Source organism: Mesorhizobium sp. M0292, assembly GCF_040321695.1.
In the GTDB taxonomy this organism is placed as follows: Bacteria; Pseudomonadota; Alphaproteobacteria; order Rhizobiales; family Rhizobiaceae; genus Mesorhizobium.
Map to the genome: position 1 here is coordinate 59,872 of NZ_JAMYSB010000028.1, position 17,177 is coordinate 77,048.

A 17,177-nucleotide genomic window follows, 5' to 3' on the forward strand; every position below is an offset into this window, starting at 1 on the left:
TAAACCGCGTCGCCTGAGTCCGTTCAAACGCGACGCGCTTTAGGGAAACGATTATGCCTGTTTCACCGCCGGCCAGCCGAGAGGTTCCTCAACCTCATGGATCGGGTCGACAATGATGAGATCGGCAAGGTCGTCATGGACATCGACCTTGAGCGGCTCATTGCTGGCAGCAAGCGCAGCCGACAGCTCGCCCGAAAGCGGTTGTGCCGGTGTTTCGGCTGGCGCAAGCAACCCGAAATCGAGCAGTCGGGCAACGAAGCTTTCGAGGTCGGCCAGGCTTGTTTTTGCGGCGCCCGCGGCAGCTCCGACCAGTGCTTCAGTGGCGACGCCGGACGACAAAGCCTGCCAGACCCGGCTGCCGGAATCGGAAAAGCCGAAATACTTGCCGTTCGAAAGATCGAGAACGACGGCTTCGCCATCGAATGATTCGAAAACGATGTCCTTGCTTGCGACCGCGTAGACCCGCTGTTGCATCGCTGTGTCCCCCGTCCCATGCGCCCTGAAGGGATGCGCCGGCTTCACGGTCTGCCCAGCCCTTCCTAAGTGCGTCTAAATCACTCGGCCTATGCTTGGCAAGACAAAGACCCGCGAACACAACGCCTGCGTCGGCGACCGTTGCGGCGAAGTCGACCGGCTCAAGCCTCGATTTCGAGCGCCGACAACGGTTTCGAGCAGCAGGCAAGGATGAAACCGTCATCGATCTCGTGGTCGAGGATGCCGCCATTGTGGCTCATCTCGACTTCGCCGGAGACCTTCTTCACCTTGCAGGTGCCGCACAGGCCGAACTCGCAGGCGGCGGGAATCCGCACGCCCGAGCTGCGCGCGGTCTGCAGCACGGTCTGGCCGGCGACGCAGCCGGCATCGACCTCCGAAAGCGAGAAGCGGATCGGCGTCACGGCTTCGACAGGTGCAGCGATGCCGTCCTCGACCGGGGAGGCAAACGGCGCCGGAATTTCCTCCATCACAGGCGCGGCAAAGCTCTCCTGATGGTATTTCGTCATGTCGAAGCCGGCGGCATCCAGCATGCCGCGCACGGCGCGCATGAACGGATCGGGGCCGCAGCAGAAGATTTCGCGCTCGCGGAAATCCGGAGCCAGCAAGGGCAGCCGGATCGCGTCGATCCGCCCCATATGACCGTACCAGCCCTCGCGGCTGGAACGTTCCTCGATCATGAAGCCGAGCGACAGGCCGGGCATATGGCCGCCGAGCAGTTCGAGTTCCTTGCGGAAGATGATCTCTTCGGCACGCCGCGCGCAGTTGACGAAACCGACATCGGTCCATGGCGCGCAGTCGTTCAGCCAGCGCAGCATCGACATCATCGGCGTCACGCCGGAGCCGGCGGAAATGAACAGGTATTTGGCCGCCGGGTGGCTGTGCAACGAGAAGTCGCCGGCCGGTCCGTAGGCCTTGACATGCGAACCGGGCACCAGATGGTCGAACATCCAGCGCGTGCCGATGCTGCCGGCCTGCGCCTTGACCGTCACCGCGATCGAAAACGGCCGCGATGGCGACGACGACAGCGTATAGGTGCGCATCAGCGGCCCGTCCGGTGTCGGCAGTTCCAGCGTCAGGAACTGGCCCGGCTTGTAGCGGAACCAGGTCTGGTTGTCGGAGCGGAAGGTGAAGGTCTTGACGTCAGGCGCCTCGTCGCTGACGCCGATCACTTCCAGCACCTGCAGCCTATCGTTCCAGGGCGCCATCTGGTCGAGATGGCGATAGAGCCCAAGATCCGTCATCGCATTCATCCTCCGGTCCTTCTTCGCCTGCTCCAGCTCACGCGACGCTGCGCAGCGCCGGCCTGCCACCTTCGGCAAGGCGCGGGCCGATGAAGGCCGCGTACCATTCGACGAACTGGATCACGCCGCCCTCGTGCAGCTCCGAATAGGGGCCGGGCTCATAGGCCGGAGACAGGATGCCGAAGGCGTTTTCCTCGACGATGCGGCGGTCCTGGTCGTTGGTCTCGGTCCAGACATGGGTGAGCTCCTCAAGGTTGTAGTCGACCCCCTCGACCGCATCCTTGTGCACCAGCCACTTGGTCGTCACCGCGGTTTGCGTGGCGCTGATCGGCAGCACCCGGAAGGTGACCGCATGGTCGATCAGTATGTGGTTCCAAGTCGTCGGATAGTGGTAGTGCATCAAGGTGCCGATGCGGTCGGCGGCAACACTGTCGGACAGGTTCTTCGTCACCGCGCGCTTTCCCGACATCGTGTAGCTGACGGCATCGCGCAGCAGCGGCGCGCGGGTGGCGCGGTATTGCCCGGCCGGATCGATGCGGAACTTGCTCGGCAGGCCCGCCGCCTCGCATTTCGCCCAGTGCGCCAGCATCTCCGGATCGCTGTCGGCGCCCTGCACGCCGGTCACCGTCGGCGCTTCGGGGAATGTCTTGCACAGCTCTGGATGATTGCCGGCGCAGTGATAGCATTCGCGGTTGTTTTCCCAGACCAGCTTCCAGTTGCCCTTCTCGATGATGGTGCTCTCGAAGGCGACCTTGGCTTCATTCAGCCGGTGCGGCTTGAGGTAGGGCTCTATCATGGCGCGCATCGGCGCAAAGTCGGCAGGTTCTTTCGCCAGGCAGATGAAGATGTAGCCGCCGACGCTCTCGCAGGCGACGGGCTTCAGGCCGAACTGGCTCTTGTCGAAACCGTCGGCCATCTGGCGGGCAAACAGCAGCCGGCCGTCAAGCTCGTAGGTCCACTGGTGATAGGGGCAGACAAGCTTTGCCGCCATGCCCTTCTCAGTGTTGCAGACACGGCTGCCGCGATGGCGGCAGGAATTGTGAAAGGCGTTGATGTTGCCCTTCTGGTCGCGGACCAGCACCACCGGATAATCGCCGATCTGCACGGTGATATAGCTGCCGGGCTTCGGCAGTTCGCAATCATGGCCGATGAACAGCCAGTCGCGATACCAGATAAGCTCCATGTCGAGCTTGAAATAGTCCGGGTCGGTGTAGAAGGGCTGTTCCAGCGAAAAGCCTTGCTTGCGGCCGTTCAGGAGCCTCAGCATGTCGTTGCGCGTATCCATAGTTCTGTCCTCGTGGTTTAAGGACTGAACTTGGTGGTGATGGAGGAAGGATCGGACGCAGGCCGGCGCGGCGCCGGACATGCACTATCCACCTCTTGACCGCCCACCGCGATCAGTCGAGTCTATGCATCTCGGGCTGGTTTCCGGGCTCTGGAGTTGTCCTTGCGGACCATCGCGACACCTTCCCAGGCTCTTGCCCAGTGGTCTCCCGTTGCGACTTCAACTCCACCACCGTTGCGGGGGCAGCGCCGGATTCTGACCGGCTTCCCAATTCTCCGCTGCGTCGTCACGAAGCGGCACCTGAGATGCGATCATCTAATCACGGCAGCGATCGCGACGTCGGCATGAAAGCGACATCGTATCCATGCGGCGCGACACGCGCGGCATACGCTCCCCGCCGCCGGTCAAAGAGCTGAGACGTTTCTTGCGACGCCATCATCGCCGTTTCGAATCGCTGCGGATCCAGTTCGATCGGGGGCAAAAAGGGCTCAACGGTATCGAAAAGTTACTATTAGCAATCTCTAATCGAACCGAACGGTTCGTTTCTGTTGACAATGCGTGCAGGACGGTGTGAACGACGGCCCGGAAACCGACACCGGAGCGAACCACTCGGTTCGACATAAGCAACTGAAAACAATACAATAAACAGCCATGAAGGAACTTCCTGGTACAATTTCAAGGTGCAGGAGCGTGGTCCACACGGAACAACTTCGTGATTGGAAACCAGCCTATGGCTTTCCCACATCGGGGCTGTCCGAACGACGCGAATTCCTCCCAAGACACGCCGCTAGACGGACAGACAAACTGGAGTACTAAAAATGAAAAAGATCATCCTCACTGCCGCAGCCGTTTTGGCGATCACCGGCAGCGCCTTCGCCGGTAGCGACAATTACGGTTCCAATGGTGCGAACCAGCCAGTCGTCTCGGTCGACAGCTCGTATACGGCTTCCATTCAGAAGCCGGCGCACGCTGACAAGCAGCCTGTCGTTCAGGGCGCCGACCGCGACCTCTACGGCAATCGCTGATCCCGACCAAAGAAGGGGCGGCTAACCCGTCGCTCTCGGGATCCCAAAAAATTCAGGAGTATTGAAATGAAAAAGATCATCCTTGCTGCCGCCGCCGTTTTGGCCATCTCCGGCAGCGCTTTCGCCGGCAGCGACAACTACGGTTCGAACGGCGCCAACCAGCCTGCGATTACGTCGACCGATAGTGGCCATACGGCTTCGGTTGAGAAGTCGGCTCCAGCCGAGCAGGCGCCTGCCCACGGTGCCGACCGTAACCTTTTCGGCCGCTAAAAGCCGGTTTCCAGCACGTGGCGGGCTTATCCGCTGCAGCTGGCGGCATCAGAAAAATTCAGGAGACTAAAATGAAGAAGATCGTTCTTGCCACCGCAGCCGTTCTGGCTGTTTCGAGCGCTGCCTTTGCCGGCAGCGACAATTATGGCTCCAATGGCGCCAACCAGCCGGCCGCTGCCGTCGACACCACCCGCACTTCGTCGACCGGCACCAACTCGGCGGTCTACAAGCTGCTGAACTCGTCGAACGACCAACAGAAGTTCGTTCCTCAGAGCAGCGACAGGGATCGGTTCGGCAACAACTAACAGCCGAAGCTTAAAAAAAGAGCGACGGGCCTGGCCCGCCGCTCTTTTTTCATGCCTGTACGACGCAGCTATCTCAAGCCGCCTTCACTTCCACCGGCTTGAGCGAGAAGGAGTGCCCATCGGCGTCGAAGATGTGCAGGTCCCCGGCATCCGCGGTCAGTCGCAGCTTTGCCCCGCGCTTGACCTCGACATTGCCGGGCAGCTTGGTCACCAACGGCAGGTCAGCGCGGCCGATATCGACATAGACAAGCTGCACCTCGCCGAGTTGCTCGACATAGTCTACCACGCCCTCGAAAAGATATTCCGCGCCGGTGGCGGCCGACAGATCCTCCGGCCGCACGCCGAAGCTGACTGCCGCACCCTTTGCTGACGCCGGCGTTGCGATCGGCACCGTTGCCTTGCGGCCGCCGACATGGCTGACGATTGTCGGGTTGCCCGTCCTGTCGATTGTCGCCGGCAGGATGTTCATGGCCGGCGAGCCGATGAACTGGGCAACGAACAGATTGCCGGGCTTCTTGTAGAGGTCCATCGGCGTGCCGACCTGCTCGATATGGCCATCCTTCAGCACGACGATGCGGTCGGCGAGCGTCATCGCTTCGACCTGATCGTGGGTGACGTAGATCATGGTCGTGGCAGGCATCGATTCCTTGAGCTTGGCGATCTCGATGCGGGTCGCGACGCGCAGCGCCGCGTCGAGATTCGACAGCGGCTCGTCGAACAGGAACACTTTCGGATTGCGCACGATGGCGCGACCGATGGCGACACGCTGGCGCTGGCCGCCCGACATCGCCTTGGGCAGGCGGTCGAGATATTTGGTCAGCTGCAGGATTTCGGCGGCCTGCCGCACCCGCTTGTCGATCTCGGCCTTGCTTTCCTTGCCGATCTTCATCGAGAAGGCCATGTTGTCGTAGACGGTCATGTGCGGATAGAGCGCATAGGACTGGAACACCATGGCAATGCCGCGCTTGGAAGGCGGCACGTCGTTCACCACCTCGCCGGCGATCTTCAGCTCGCCGGAGGTGATCTCCTCAAGCCCGGCGATGGACCGCAGCAAGGTCGACTTGCCGCAACCCGACGGGCCGACGAAGACGATGAACTCGCCCGACTTTATGTCGAGGTCGATGCCGTGGAGAATGTGCAGATTGCCGTATGATTTCTTCACCTGTCTCAGCGTGACATCGGCCATAATTTCCTCCCAGTGATTTCCCTAGAGAACCTGGATTTCCTCAAAAAATCCAGTTTCGTCAAAAACTCAGTCGATGCGCCCGAACCAGGCGCCGTAGCCGCCGAGGCGGATGGAACCTGTGCCGGATTGTCCCGAAAAACCGTGCCCGGCCAAGGGCAGCAGCGCCTGACCACCGAGATCGACCTCGGCCGGCTTGCTGGCCAGATTGAAGATGCAGACGATCTGCTCATTGCCCTCACGGCGGGTGAAGGCGACGGTGTCGCCCTCGCTTTCGATGAACTCGATGTCGCCTTTGGCCAAGGCCGGATGCTGGCGGCGGAAACCGAGAAAGCGCCGGTAGTGCTCGAGCAGCGAGGCCGCGTCGCCCTGCTGAACATTGACCGCTTGCGACAAATGCTTGCCCGGCACCGGCAGCCAGGGCTTGGCCGTCGAAAAGCCGGCATTGCTGGCGGTTGCATCCCACACCATCGGCGTGCGGCAGCCGTCGCGGCCCTTGAATTCGGGCCAGAAGCGAATGCCGTAGGGGTCCTGCAGATCCTCGAACCGCAACTCGGCTTCGCCCAGCCCAAGCTCCTCTCCCTGATAGAGGCAGACCGAACCGCGCAGCGACATCAGCAGCGCCGAGATAACCTTCAGATAGGCGGCCGGGTCGGCCTCGTCGGCGGCCCAGCGCGAGGCCGGACGCATCACGTCGTGGTTGGAAAAGGCCCAGCACGACCAGCCGTCGCTGGCGACCTTGCCGAAGGCTTCCAGCACCTGGCGCACCTTGGCGGCGCTGATCTTTTCCGGCGCCAGGAAATCGAAGGAATAGCACATGTGGACGCGTTTGCCGCCGGCGGTGTAGGCGGCGACCACTTCCAGTCCGCGTTGCGAATCGCCGACTTCGCCGACTGCGGCGGTTGCCGGATATTCGTCGAGCAGCGCCCGGAACCGTTCGAGGAAGGCAAGGTTTTCCGGCCGGCTCTTGTCGTAGATATGGTCCTGGTAGTTGTAGGGATTGACCGCAGGTGCTGTCTGGTCGTTGCGCTCTTCGGGCGGCAGCGGCGGATTGTTCTCCAGCCCCTGGCTGTGGAAGTAGAAATTGATGGTGTCGAGGCGGAAGCCGTCGACGCCGCGCTCCAGCCAGAAGCGGGTGACGTCGAGCAGCGCGTCCTGGACTTCCAGATTGTGGAAGTTGAGGTCCGGCTGCTCGGACAGGAAATTATGCAGATAATATTGCTGGCGGCTGGTGTCCCACTGCCAGGCCGAGCCGCCGAAGATCGACAGCCAGTTGTTGGGCGGCGTGCCGTCCGGCCTGGCGTCGGCCCAGACATACCAGTCGGCCTTGGGATTGCTACGGCTGGCGCGGCTCTCCTTGAACCATGGATGGTTGTCGGCGGTGTGCGACAGCACCTCGTCGATCATCACCTTGAGGCCGAGGTGATGGGCTTCCGCAACCAGCGCGTCGAAATCGGCGAGCGTCCCGAACATCGGGTCGACGTCGCAATAGTCCGAGACGTCGTAGCCGAAATCCTTCATCGGCGACTTGAAGAAGGGCGAAATCCAGATGGCGTCGACGCCGAGCGAGGCGATGTAGGGCAGCCTGCGGATGATGCCCTTGAGGTCGCCGATGCCGTCGCCATTGGAGTCCTGATAGGAGCGCGGATAGATCTGGTAGATCACCGCGCCCCGCCACCAGTCGCGATCGACGGCGAGATCGGGCTTCGAGGTCGCCTTCAAAGCGGCTTGCATAAGTCTCAACCTCCTTTGACCGAGCCGGCCAGCAGCCCGCGGACGAAATAGCGCTGCAGCGAGAAGAACACGATCAGCGGCACGATAATGGTGACGAAGGCCGATGTCGTCAGGATTTCCCAGTCGCCGCCGCGCGAGCCGAGCAGCGCGTTGAGCTTCGCGGTCAGCACGATCTGGTCCCCTTCGGTACCGAGGAAAACCATTGCCACCAACAAATCGTTCCACACCCACAGGAACTGGAAGATTGCAAAGGACGCCAGCACCGGGAAGGACAGCGGCAGCACGATCTTGACGAAGATTTCGAAATCGCTGGCGCCATCTATGCGCGCCGATTCCATGATCTCGCGCGGCAGGCCGGCAATATAGCTGCGCAGGAGATAGATGGCGAAGGGCAGGCCGAAGCCGGTATGCGCCAGCCAGATGCCGAGATAGGTTTTCGACGGCACACCGAAGAAGATGCCGACGCCGTTGTAGATCTTCAAAAGCGGGATCAAGGACATCTGCAGCGGCACGACCAGCAGGCCGATGATTGTGGCGATCAGCAAGGCGCGGCCGGGAAAACGCATCCACGCCAATGCATAGGCGGCGAAGGCGGCGATCAGGATCGGGATGACCGTCGCCGGGATGGTGACGGTCAGCGAGTTTATGAACGAGCGGCCGATGCCCTCCGAAAACAGCACGGTCTTGTAATTGTCGGTGGTGAATTTCGGCGGCGCCGACGAGGCGTAATAGACGCGCTGGCCACGGTCGCCTTCGAAAGCCTTGGGCGAACTCATGACGAACGTTCCGTCGGCATTGAGCTGCAAGGTCACGCCGTCGCCGAGATCGGCAGTGGTGCCGGCCGGATATTGCGTCGGTGCCGCCGACTTGACGCCGAAGGCGCTGATGTTGCGCGCAGCACCGTCGCCGAAGATATTGCCGGCAAGCAGGAACTTGCCGTCCTTCTCGACCTGCGCCGAGGCCGGCGGCAGGCGGCCGGCTTCGGTCTGGCTGGAGCTGGAGAACGAGTTCCACCAGCCCGAGGCGATGATCTGGTCCTTGTCGCGCAGCGACGAGACCAGGATGCCGAGCGTCGGCACGGTCCAGATGGCGACGAAGACGAGCACGGCGATGTGGACGCCGAAGCGGCTGGCAAAGGACTTTCCGGTCGCGACGGCCATCTCAATGTCCTCCCGTCTCTTTGTTCGCCTGGCGGATGTTCCAGACCATGATCGGGATGACCGCGATCATGATGATGATGGCGATGGTGGCGCCGCGGCCGAAATCGCCGCCGCCGCGGAACATCCAGTCGAACATCAGATTGGCCAGCACCTGGCTGTTCCACTGGCCATTGGTCATGGTCAGCACGATGTCGAACACTTTCAGCACCAGGATGGTGATCGTCGTCCAGACCACGGCGATGGTGCCCCAGATCTGCGGCACCATGATCTTCCAGAAGATCTGGAACGGATTGGCGCCGTCGATGACCGCGGCTTCAAGCGTCTCTTCGGGGATGCCGCGCAACGCCGAAGACAGGATGACCATGGCAAAGCCGGTCTGGATCCAGATCAGGATGATCATCAGGAAGAAATTGTTCCAGAACGGCAGCGATATCCAGACCTGCGGCTGACCGCCGAAATACTGGATGATGGCGTTGAGCAGACCGATCTGCGTCTGGCCCTCGCCGCGATATTCGTAGATGAATTTCCAGATCACGCTGGCGCCGACGAAGGAGATCGCCAGCGGCAGGAAAATCAGGCTCTTGGCGATCGTGCCCCACCAGATCTTGTCAGTGAGCACGGCGATTATCAGCCCTAGAAAGGTGCAGGCGGCGGGCACCACCGCGAGCCAGATGATGTTATTCAGGATCGAGTTGCGGAACTCGCGGTCGCCGAACGCCCATTCATAGTTGGCGAAGCCGACAAAATGCTGGCCGCCGCGGTCGAGGAAGGACAGCCAGAGCGTCGCCACCACCGGATAGATCAGGTAGACGGTGAGGATGATCATCGCCGGGCCGACGAACAGCCACGGACGGACCAGTCCTTGCCGGCGCAGATTGTCGATGGCCGCAGCCCCGGCCACGCCGCGCGACGGGAATATCAGGTCGACCAGCTTGTTGGCGCCCCAGAAATAGGCGACGCAGCCGCCGACGCCGATGATGATGACAAAAATGGCCGATAAGATCTGAGCAGCCATGGGTCCCTCTTCCCTGCGCATGATCGGCCGGGCCTTGAACAGCCCTGGCGATGTGGCTCTGCGCCGATTTAAGTTATTCTGAAACGAACGAACGCAAATCGGTCCGGCGTAAGGCGCCGGTCGGATCCGGGCCATAGCGGCCCGGATCCAGTCTGTGGAGGAAGTCCTGAATTTGCCGCCAAAGCGGCTGATTACTTGGCAGTGGTTACTTGCCAGCTGACTGCTTGCCAGCTGACTGCTTGCCAGCTGACTACTTGATAGCGTCCCAGCTCTTCTGGATGTCGGTGGCGACATCCTGCGCCGACTTGCCGCCGACCAGATCGATCATGCCGGTCCAGAAGGCGCCGGCGCCGATCTTGCCCGGCATCAGGTCCGAACCGTCGAAGCGGAAGGTCGAGGCATTGGCGAGGATATCGCCCTGCTTCTTCAGCGCGTCGCTGGCATAGGCATCCTTGTTGACCGACTTGAGCGGCGTGACGAAGCCGCCCTGGGCCATCCAGATTTCATGCGCCAGCGGCATTTTCAGGAATTCGATGAACGCGCGTGCACCCTTCGAATCCTTGGTGATCATGGCCAGCGTGCCGGCGCCGAGCACAGGCGTGCCCAGCTCGGGCTTGGATGCATAGGGCGGGAAGTAGAAGAAGTCGGCGTCCTGTCCAACCTTTGTGCCTTCCGGGAAGAAGGTCGGGATGAACGATGCCTGATGGTGCAGGTAGCATTTCGGCGGCACCGAGAAGAGGCCCTTCGGGCTGTCGCGGAAGTCGGTCGCGGCAACCGCCTTGGCCCCACCGTCGACCATCTTGTCGTCGGTCGCGATCTTGCCGAAAATGTCGATGGCGTTGACCACCGCCGGATCGTTGAACGGGATCTCGTTCTTTACCCACTTGTCATACACGTCGGGCGCCTGGGTGCGCAGCATGATGTCTTCGACCCAGTCGGTCGCCGGCCAGCCGGTAGCGCCGCCTGAGCCGAGGCCGATGCACCACGGCGTGCCGCCGTCGGCGATGATCTTCTTCTCGAGGTCGGCGAGCTCTTCCTGGGTCTTGGGAACCTTGTAGCCGGCTTCCTCGAAATTGTCGGGCGAATACCAGACCAGCGATTTCACGTCGGCCTTGTAGGGGAAGGCGAAGAAGCCCGGCTTGCCGTCCTTGTCCTTGAAGGTGCCGAGATCGACCCATGACTGGCCGGCGCCGTAATTGTCCTTGATCCATTTGGCGGTGTCGTCGCCCAGCGGCGTCAAAAGGCCCTTGGACGCCAGATCCTGGATCAGGCCCGGCTGCGGCAGTACGGCGATATTGGGCGGGCTGCCGGCCTGGGTATCGATGACGATCTGCTGTTCGTAATTTTCCGACGAGGAGTATTTGATCTCGGCGCCGGTGGCTTCCTGAAAATATTCGAGAACAGTGCGGATGAGGCCTTCGTCCTCGCCGCGCCAGGGCCCGAAGATGGTCAGTGTCTCGCCCTTGAGATCGACCTTCTTCAGCTCTTCGTAATTGGCCCAGTTGAAGCGCTTGTCTTCCCCGGGCTTGAACTTCAGTTCGGCTTGCGCCGGCAGGGACAAGGCGAGCGTGGCAAACGCTGCGCCAAGCAGAAGCATCTTCTTCATCGGTATTCCTCCCAGTGTGGACACATACACCCGGACGGAACCTCCATTCCGCCCGCCGACGCTGCAGGACTGTGACTCGTTCAGAAAGGAACCGCAACCTTTCGAAGAGTCTTCCAAAGCGCTTTGGTCTTTTTGATCTCGCCATTGAATCGGCTGCAAGTCAAGAGGGCGGTGAGCTAATCGATTTAATTTCGAGCTGGAAGACTTGGTAAAGTGCACTGCAGCATAGTTTTACGGCGGTGCAGCAGCGTATTAAGCTTCAAACTGGCCGGACCAGTGCGTATGGTCGACCAGCTTGGCCGCGCCCGTTGTGGCGCCGCCTGGCTTCAAAATTAAAAGCGCTTTGAGGCTTGGAGGCCTCCCAGTGAACCTGAAGCAGCTCTCTCATATGCTGGCCCTGTCGCAGACAACGGTAAGCCGTGCGCTAAACGGCTATCCCGAGGTCAACGAGGAAACCCGCCGGCGTGTGGTGGATGCCGCCAAGCGCCACGGCTACCGGCCCAACCCGAGCGCGCGCCGGCTGGCGACCGGCAAGACGGGCATGATCGGGTATGTGCTGCCGACGGGCGCCTCCGTCGACATCGACCCGCATTTCGTCGAGTTCCTGTCGGGTCTCGGCGACTATGCCCGCTCGCACGAGCTCGACCTGGTGCTGTCGCCGGCCGATGCCGACGACCAGGAAACCACCTATCGCCGCATCGTTGCCAACCGCCAGGTCGACGCCGTCTACATCTCCTCGCCGCGCCCGGCCGACCGGCGGGTGGCGCTGGTCAACACGCTCGGCATTCCCTTCATCGTCCATGGCCGCAGCGAAGGCTTCGATTTCGACTACCCTTTCACCGACATCGACAATGAGGGCGGCTTCCACGACGCCGCCCGGCTGCTGGTTCAGCTCGGCCACCGGCGGCTGGCGCTGATCAATGGCGACGACCGCGAGACCTTCGCCATCCACCGCGAGCGCGGCATGCGCAGGGCGCTGGCCGCGAGCGGCCTGACGCTCGGCGAGCGCCATGTCTGTTCACTCACCATGACCGAGGAGAACGGCTACCGCGCCGCCAGGCGCCTGCTCGAACAGAGCGAGCGGCCGACGGCGATCGCCTGCTCCAGCCTGATCATGTCGCTCGGCGTCGTGCGCGCGGTGCGCGACCTTGGCCTGACCATTCCCGGCGACCTGTCGTTGATTGCCCATGACGACGTCTTTCCATGGCTGAAGCCGGAGAATTTTTCCGTGCCGCTGTCGACGACGCGCTCGTCGATCCGCCTCGCCGGCGCCCGCATCGCCGAACGCCTGGCAGCGCGCATTTCCGGCTTGGAAGAAGGGGCGCGGGGCGAGGTCTGGCCTGTCGACCTGGTGGTGAGAGGCTCGGTCGCCGGCGCGCCGGTTTAGGGATTAATCCAATTGCTCCGCTGGGCAAGTTCACCCATGTGGATGTTGCCCGCAGATAGATTGACTTCGTTGGGACAACGGTCTGCCTGGACCTGTCCTTGATTTGGCTTCGAGTGGGTGGCAACCAGTAAGCCAGAGCCATCAACCAGTCCTCAGGGTGCGCCACTTGCCCATATTCCCGTTCTCCGAAACGGATCCAATCCGGCATCCTGGCCCACCGCCGAAAACGTCGGAGGTGGTCATTGTCGGTGGCGGCATCATCGGTGTGACGACGGCGCTTTTCCTGGCACAGCGGAACATCCCGGTGACGCTGCTGGAAAAAGGACGCATTGCGGCCGAACAGTCGTCCCGCAATTGGGGCTGGATCCGAAAGCAGGGACGCGACGCCGACGAGTTGCCCATCGTCATAGAGGCTATTCGCCTGTGGCGGCAACTGGCTGAGGAATGCGGCGAGGACATCGGCCTGACCCAGACAGGTGTGACCTACCTGGCGAAGACCGACAAGGACATGGCCGGCTTCGAAGCATTCATGAAGATCGCTGCGACGCATGCGCTCGACACCCGTCTCCTGGATGCAGACGAAACCGCGGCACTCATCAAAGGCATGTCGCGCAAATTCAAGGGCGCGATGACGACGCCCTCCGACATGCGGGCGGAGCCTTGGCTGGCGGTGCCCGCACTTGCCCGGCTCGCCGCGCGAAAAGGCGTCAAAATCGTCGAGAATTGTGCGGCGCGAACCCTCGAAATCTCAGGCGGCAAGATCAAGGGCGTGTGGACCGAGGCGGCGTATGTCGAGGCCTCCAGCGTGCTGGTCGCCGGCGGCGCCTGGTCATCTCTGTTCTTGCGCAGACACGGCATCTCCATCCCCCAGCTCAGCGTCAGAGTAACCGCAGCCGCAACGGAGCCCATGCCTGAGGTCTATGCAGGTGCGGCCGCCGACGAACACATCGCGTTCCGGCGCAGGCACGATGGCGGATATACGCTCGCCGCGGGCGGCAGCCATTTGCTTTATTTGGGGCCAGACGCATTCCGGCACGCCACCAATTACCTTCCCGCCCTCAGGGACAATCCGTTCGGGACGCGCTACTTTCCGTTCGCCCCGTCAGGCTACCCTGACGCCTGGTCGACGCCGCGCGATTGGGCGCCGGATTCCGTCAGTCCTTTCGAAAAAATGCGGGTGCTGAACCCGCCCCCTGAACGAGCCGGTCTGCGTTCCATAGAACGCAATTTCGGACGTCTTTTTCCACAGCTCGAAACAGTTCGCCTGAAGGCAGGCTGGGGCGGCATGATCGACGCCATGCCGGACGTCGTCCCCATCGTGGATCATGTGCAGGCCGTCGGCGGTCTTTTCGTCGCGACGGGAATGAGCGGTCACGGCTTCGGCATCGGGCCTGGCATAGGCCGCGTCGTTGCCGACCTGATCCAGGGAAACCAGACCGGGCACGACCTCAGCCGCTTCCGGCTGTCGCGCTTCTATGATGGCAGCCCTGTCCGGCTGGGCCCGGCGCTCTGAATTGGTGGCGCGAATTTCGCCCGGTTTACTTGTTCGCCGCCGCCTTCGTATCCAGCAGCCCATAACCGAAATCATTGTCCCGTCCCTTCGGACCGAGATCCCTGGCGGTGGCGGCCAGCGCCTTTTCGATATCGTCGGCCGAGCGCTCGGGTGAGGCGTGGATCAAATTGGCGATTGCGCCGGACACGATCGCGGCGGCAAATGAGGTGCCGGTGACGACGTCAGAGCCGGCGCCGCTCGGCGCCACCATCTCGACGCCGGGCGCCGAGATGAAGACATAAGCGCCGCGATTGGCCTGCTGCATCAGCCCGTCCTTGGCGTCGGTGGCGGTGACCGCGATCACGCCGTCATAGGCGGCGGGGTAGCCATAGGGCGCTTTCGGCCCGTTGTTGCCGGCAGCAGCGACCAGGATGATGCCGAGCCCGCGCGCATTGCGGCAGGCGGTGGCGAGCAGATCGTTCTTGGGGCCGACGAAACTCATATTGATGATGCTGACATTCTGGTCCGCCGCCCAGTCGAGAGCCGACAGGATGACATCCATGGTCGACCTGCCGTCCTCGAAGGCGCGGGCGTGATAGATCCTGGCGCCGGGCGCCATGCCTTCGAGCGCGCCGACGCCGGCGATCAGCCCGTCGACCGAGGTACCGTGGTCACGCTTTTCGACCGGCACGTTGGGCATGGCGTCGAACTGGTCGGCAATGACGCCGGACAGCGCCGGATTGGTGTCGTCTATGCCGGTGTCGATGACGGCGATGCGCACGTTTTCGCCACTGGCTTGCTTGTTGTCGAGCTGAATGCGCTCGAAGGCATAGTTGACGATGCCGGCCGCCTGCTGCAGCGAATAGATATGGTTTGGCTCGCGCCGCAGGGTGCGGCCATCGGCGGCCAGCTGCGCCAGCACGGCGCCGACCGGGCGGCCGTCGGGAATGCCGAAGCGCACCAGTGTGGTGCCGAGCAGCCGCGACAGGCGCTGCGAGCGCACTTCAAGGCCGAAGGAGGCGGCGATCTGCTGGACGGCGCCGGCATCGCCGCCGACGGTCACCAGCACCTCGTCCGGCACGAACTCGCCGGCGATGGCACGCCGCGGCGCGGTCGCGACAAGATCGGTCGGCGAAACGATCGCCCCGCCGGCGGGTGGCCCGGCCTGCGTGTCGGCAGGCGGCGCTGACGGCCGCGGCGTCGGCACGGGCGCTTCGGGAGCCGGTGGGTTGGGAAACAGGTCGACGATCAGGGCCGGAAGGGTAACTGCGCCTGGTTCGCCGCCGACGTTGGCCTCATTGCCGTCTTTCGGGCAGTCGGCAGCCGCCGCTCCGGCTGCGTCGGTGCAGTCGGCCCAGCCGGCATTGGGATCATTGGTCTGCGCCGACGCCGGCACGGCGACGATTGTCGTCGCCGCCACCAGGATCGCCGCAAATCGAATGACCGCCCTAGCTGCCATCAACCGGTTTCCTTCCCTCGATCACAGTCTCCGCGAACGGCTGGGCGGCAATAAGGCCGACGAGCCTGGTGTAGTCTGCTCCGGTCTTGACCGGGATGGCAATGCGGAAGACGCCCGAGGCGGCCGGCCCGCCGGCGATCTTCAGCGCGTTCTGGTCGAGGAAGACAGCGATGTCGGACATCTTCGCATCCGGCTTGAACTTGACCAGCGCGAACGGCAGTTTCGCCAACTCGTCCTCGGCCCCGGCAATCTCGAAATCATTACCCTTGCCGCCGGTCTGCACGTAGGACTGCACCACGACCAACGCCAGCAAGACAGCGGCCGCCGCCCAGGCGACACCGACCGGCACCGCCACGACACGGCCGAGCGCCTGCGACACCCAGGAACGGCCCGCCGGCGCGCGGACCGGTCCGGCTTCGGCGTCGAGCGCCCTGGCAAAGCGGCTGAGCGCATCGGCCGGTGGCCGGATCGCTTCGTTGGCGGCGGTGGCGCCGGAGAATTCGGCCTCGGCCTCGCCAAGCGCAGCCATCGCAGCCGGGTCGGACGCCAGCCATTCCTCGACGGCTTCGAGGTCCGAGCCTTCCAGCGAGCCGTTCAGGTAGAACGGCAGCAGCGTTTCCATTTCGTCACGGCGCGACATTTTTTCAGCGGCGCTCATGTCTTCAGGATTGCTCATGGCCACCCCCTGTCGTAACCGGCGGCCTTGAGGGCTTCGCCGAGTTTCTTGCGGGCGTAGAACATTCGGGTCTTGACGGTGGCGACCGGGATGCCGAGCACCTCGCCAATCTCCGTCACCGACTGTCCATGGTAATAGGCAAGGTCGATCACCGAGCGGTGTTCCTCCGGCAACGCATCGACGAAGCGCCGCAAAGCGGCGCCCTTGTCTTCCTTCATGGTGGCGACTTCCGGCGTGTCGGCGCCGTCGGGAACCTGCGCCGCATCGTCGTCATCGATCCAGTCTTCTTTTTTCTTGCGAAGCATCGACAGCGCCTTGAACCGGGCGATGCCGAGCAGCCATGTCGAGACTTCCGAGCGCCCTTCGAAACCGGGCGCCTGGCGCCACAGCTCGAGAAAGACCTCGTTTGCGATGTCGTCGGCCATCATTTCCGATCCCGTCTGGCGCACCACGAAGCGGTAGACCCGCGCGTGGTGACGCATGAACAGCAGCCGAACAGCGGCACGGTCGCCCTTCGCGACCCGGTCGACAAGCGCGCGATCAGTCTCGGTCGCTGCCGTCATGGCCGGTCGAGCCGCCTGGCTCCTGTCTGCTCTGTCGCCGATAGGTTCAAAAAGGTTCATCCTTCCGCCAAGGAATTTTGGCGAAGCTAACCGAAGAGAGGGAGTGTTGCCAGAGCGTCTGTCCAGCCGATAGATGGGTAACACTTTGAACCGGATACGTAGGTGACACTTCTCTCCCCCTATGCGTCCGCCGCAGCGCCAAGCGGATTGGTTGGCGCGGCGCTGCGGCGGACAAGCTTCATGTGCCGTGTGTCGATGATGCCGAGCGGGTGGGCATGGAA

Annotated in this window: 16 protein-coding genes and 1 riboswitch; of the genes, 5 read left to right on the forward strand and 11 right to left on the reverse strand. The window is 62.7% G+C overall.

What is annotated here, in order from left to right; translation table 11 throughout:
* Positions 1–51: 51 nt before the first annotated feature.
* From NKI96_RS28525 to NKI96_RS28535, 3 genes are all read right to left on the reverse strand, one after another.
* A complete protein-coding gene (locus tag NKI96_RS28525) occupies positions 52–474 on the reverse strand; it encodes a PqqD family protein (RefSeq protein WP_023684294.1) in 423 nt (140 codons plus the stop codon).
* Positions 475–635: 161 nt separating this feature from the next.
* Positions 636–1,736, reverse strand: coding sequence for an FAD-binding oxidoreductase (locus NKI96_RS28530; RefSeq protein ID WP_023755571.1), 1,101 nt, complete (start codon positions 1,734–1,736; stop codon positions 636–638).
* A 37-nt stretch (positions 1,737–1,773) separates the two neighbouring features.
* A complete protein-coding gene (locus NKI96_RS28535) occupies positions 1,774–3,021 on the reverse strand; it encodes an aromatic ring-hydroxylating oxygenase subunit alpha (RefSeq protein WP_352807305.1) in 1,248 nt (415 codons plus the stop codon).
* 117 nt (positions 3,022–3,138) lie between these two features.
* Positions 3,139–3,340: riboswitch (cobalamin riboswitch) on the reverse strand.
* Positions 3,341–3,839: 499 nt separating this feature from the next.
* Between NKI96_RS28535 and NKI96_RS28540 the strand changes: the two genes are divergently transcribed.
* The 3 genes from NKI96_RS28540 (at position 3,840) to NKI96_RS28550 (ending at position 4,621) form a co-directional block, all read left to right on the forward strand.
* On the forward strand, positions 3,840–4,046 hold the full coding sequence (locus NKI96_RS28540; protein WP_352807307.1) for a DUF680 domain-containing protein: 207 nt from the start codon (positions 3,840–3,842) through the stop codon (positions 4,044–4,046).
* A gap of 66 nt (positions 4,047–4,112) precedes the next feature.
* A complete protein-coding gene (locus NKI96_RS28545; protein ID WP_023668886.1) occupies positions 4,113–4,316 on the forward strand; it encodes a DUF680 domain-containing protein in 204 nt (67 codons plus the stop codon).
* Positions 4,317–4,387: 71 nt separating this feature from the next.
* Entirely contained in the window at positions 4,388–4,621 is a 234-nt protein-coding gene (locus NKI96_RS28550; protein ID WP_023715518.1) for a DUF680 domain-containing protein, read from the forward strand.
* 73 nt (positions 4,622–4,694) lie between these two features.
* Here NKI96_RS28550 and NKI96_RS28555 read toward each other — a convergent pair whose 3' ends face one another.
* From NKI96_RS28555 to NKI96_RS28575, 5 genes are all read right to left on the reverse strand, one after another.
* Positions 4,695–5,807: an ABC transporter ATP-binding protein gene (locus tag NKI96_RS28555; RefSeq protein ID WP_023668888.1), complete on the reverse strand. Its 1,113-nt coding sequence runs from the start codon at positions 5,805–5,807 to the stop codon at positions 4,695–4,697.
* A gap of 66 nt (positions 5,808–5,873) precedes the next feature.
* Positions 5,874–7,538: a beta-galactosidase BglA gene (bglA, locus tag NKI96_RS28560; RefSeq protein ID WP_352807310.1), complete on the reverse strand. Its 1,665-nt coding sequence runs from the start codon at positions 7,536–7,538 to the stop codon at positions 5,874–5,876.
* Positions 7,539–7,543: 5 nt separating this feature from the next.
* Positions 7,544–8,698 carry a carbohydrate ABC transporter permease gene (locus tag NKI96_RS28565; RefSeq protein WP_023742570.1) on the reverse strand — a complete coding sequence of 385 codons (1,155 nt, stop codon included), beginning with the start codon at positions 8,696–8,698 and terminating at the stop codon, positions 7,544–7,546.
* 1 nt (position 8,699) lies between these two features.
* Positions 8,700–9,713, reverse strand: coding sequence for a carbohydrate ABC transporter permease (locus tag NKI96_RS28570; RefSeq protein WP_023668891.1), 1,014 nt, complete (start codon positions 9,711–9,713; stop codon positions 8,700–8,702).
* Positions 9,714–9,963: 250 nt separating this feature from the next.
* Positions 9,964–11,319 (reverse strand): ABC transporter substrate-binding protein, encoded by a 1,356-nt coding sequence (locus NKI96_RS28575; protein ID WP_023668892.1) that lies wholly within the window; start codon positions 11,317–11,319, stop codon positions 9,964–9,966.
* A 364-nt stretch (positions 11,320–11,683) separates the two neighbouring features.
* Between NKI96_RS28575 and NKI96_RS28580 the strand changes: the two genes are divergently transcribed.
* Positions 11,684–12,706 carry a substrate-binding domain-containing protein gene (locus tag NKI96_RS28580; protein WP_023684299.1) on the forward strand — a complete coding sequence of 341 codons (1,023 nt, stop codon included), beginning with the start codon at positions 11,684–11,686 and terminating at the stop codon, positions 12,704–12,706.
* A gap of 166 nt (positions 12,707–12,872) precedes the next feature.
* Complete coding sequence (locus NKI96_RS28585) at positions 12,873–14,219, forward strand: NAD(P)/FAD-dependent oxidoreductase (protein WP_352807313.1); 1,347 nt, start codon at positions 12,873–12,875, stop codon at positions 14,217–14,219.
* Positions 14,220–14,244: 25 nt separating this feature from the next.
* Here NKI96_RS28585 and NKI96_RS28590 read toward each other — a convergent pair whose 3' ends face one another.
* From NKI96_RS28590 to NKI96_RS28600, 3 genes are read right to left on the reverse strand one after another with little or no spacing between them, the layout of a single operon-like run.
* Positions 14,245–15,657 carry a S8 family serine peptidase gene (locus NKI96_RS28590; protein WP_352807316.1) on the reverse strand — a complete coding sequence of 471 codons (1,413 nt, stop codon included), beginning with the start codon at positions 15,655–15,657 and terminating at the stop codon, positions 14,245–14,247.
* On the reverse strand, positions 15,647–16,315 hold the full coding sequence (locus tag NKI96_RS28595; protein ID WP_352807319.1) for an anti-sigma factor: 669 nt from the start codon (positions 16,313–16,315) through the stop codon (positions 15,647–15,649). Before NKI96_RS28595 ends, NKI96_RS28590 begins: the two co-directional genes overlap by 11 nt.
* Before the next feature lie 14 nt (positions 16,316–16,329).
* Positions 16,330–16,896: a sigma-70 family RNA polymerase sigma factor gene (locus tag NKI96_RS28600; protein WP_023683483.1), complete on the reverse strand. Its 567-nt coding sequence runs from the start codon at positions 16,894–16,896 to the stop codon at positions 16,330–16,332.
* Between the last annotated feature and the right edge of the window lie 281 nt (positions 16,897–17,177).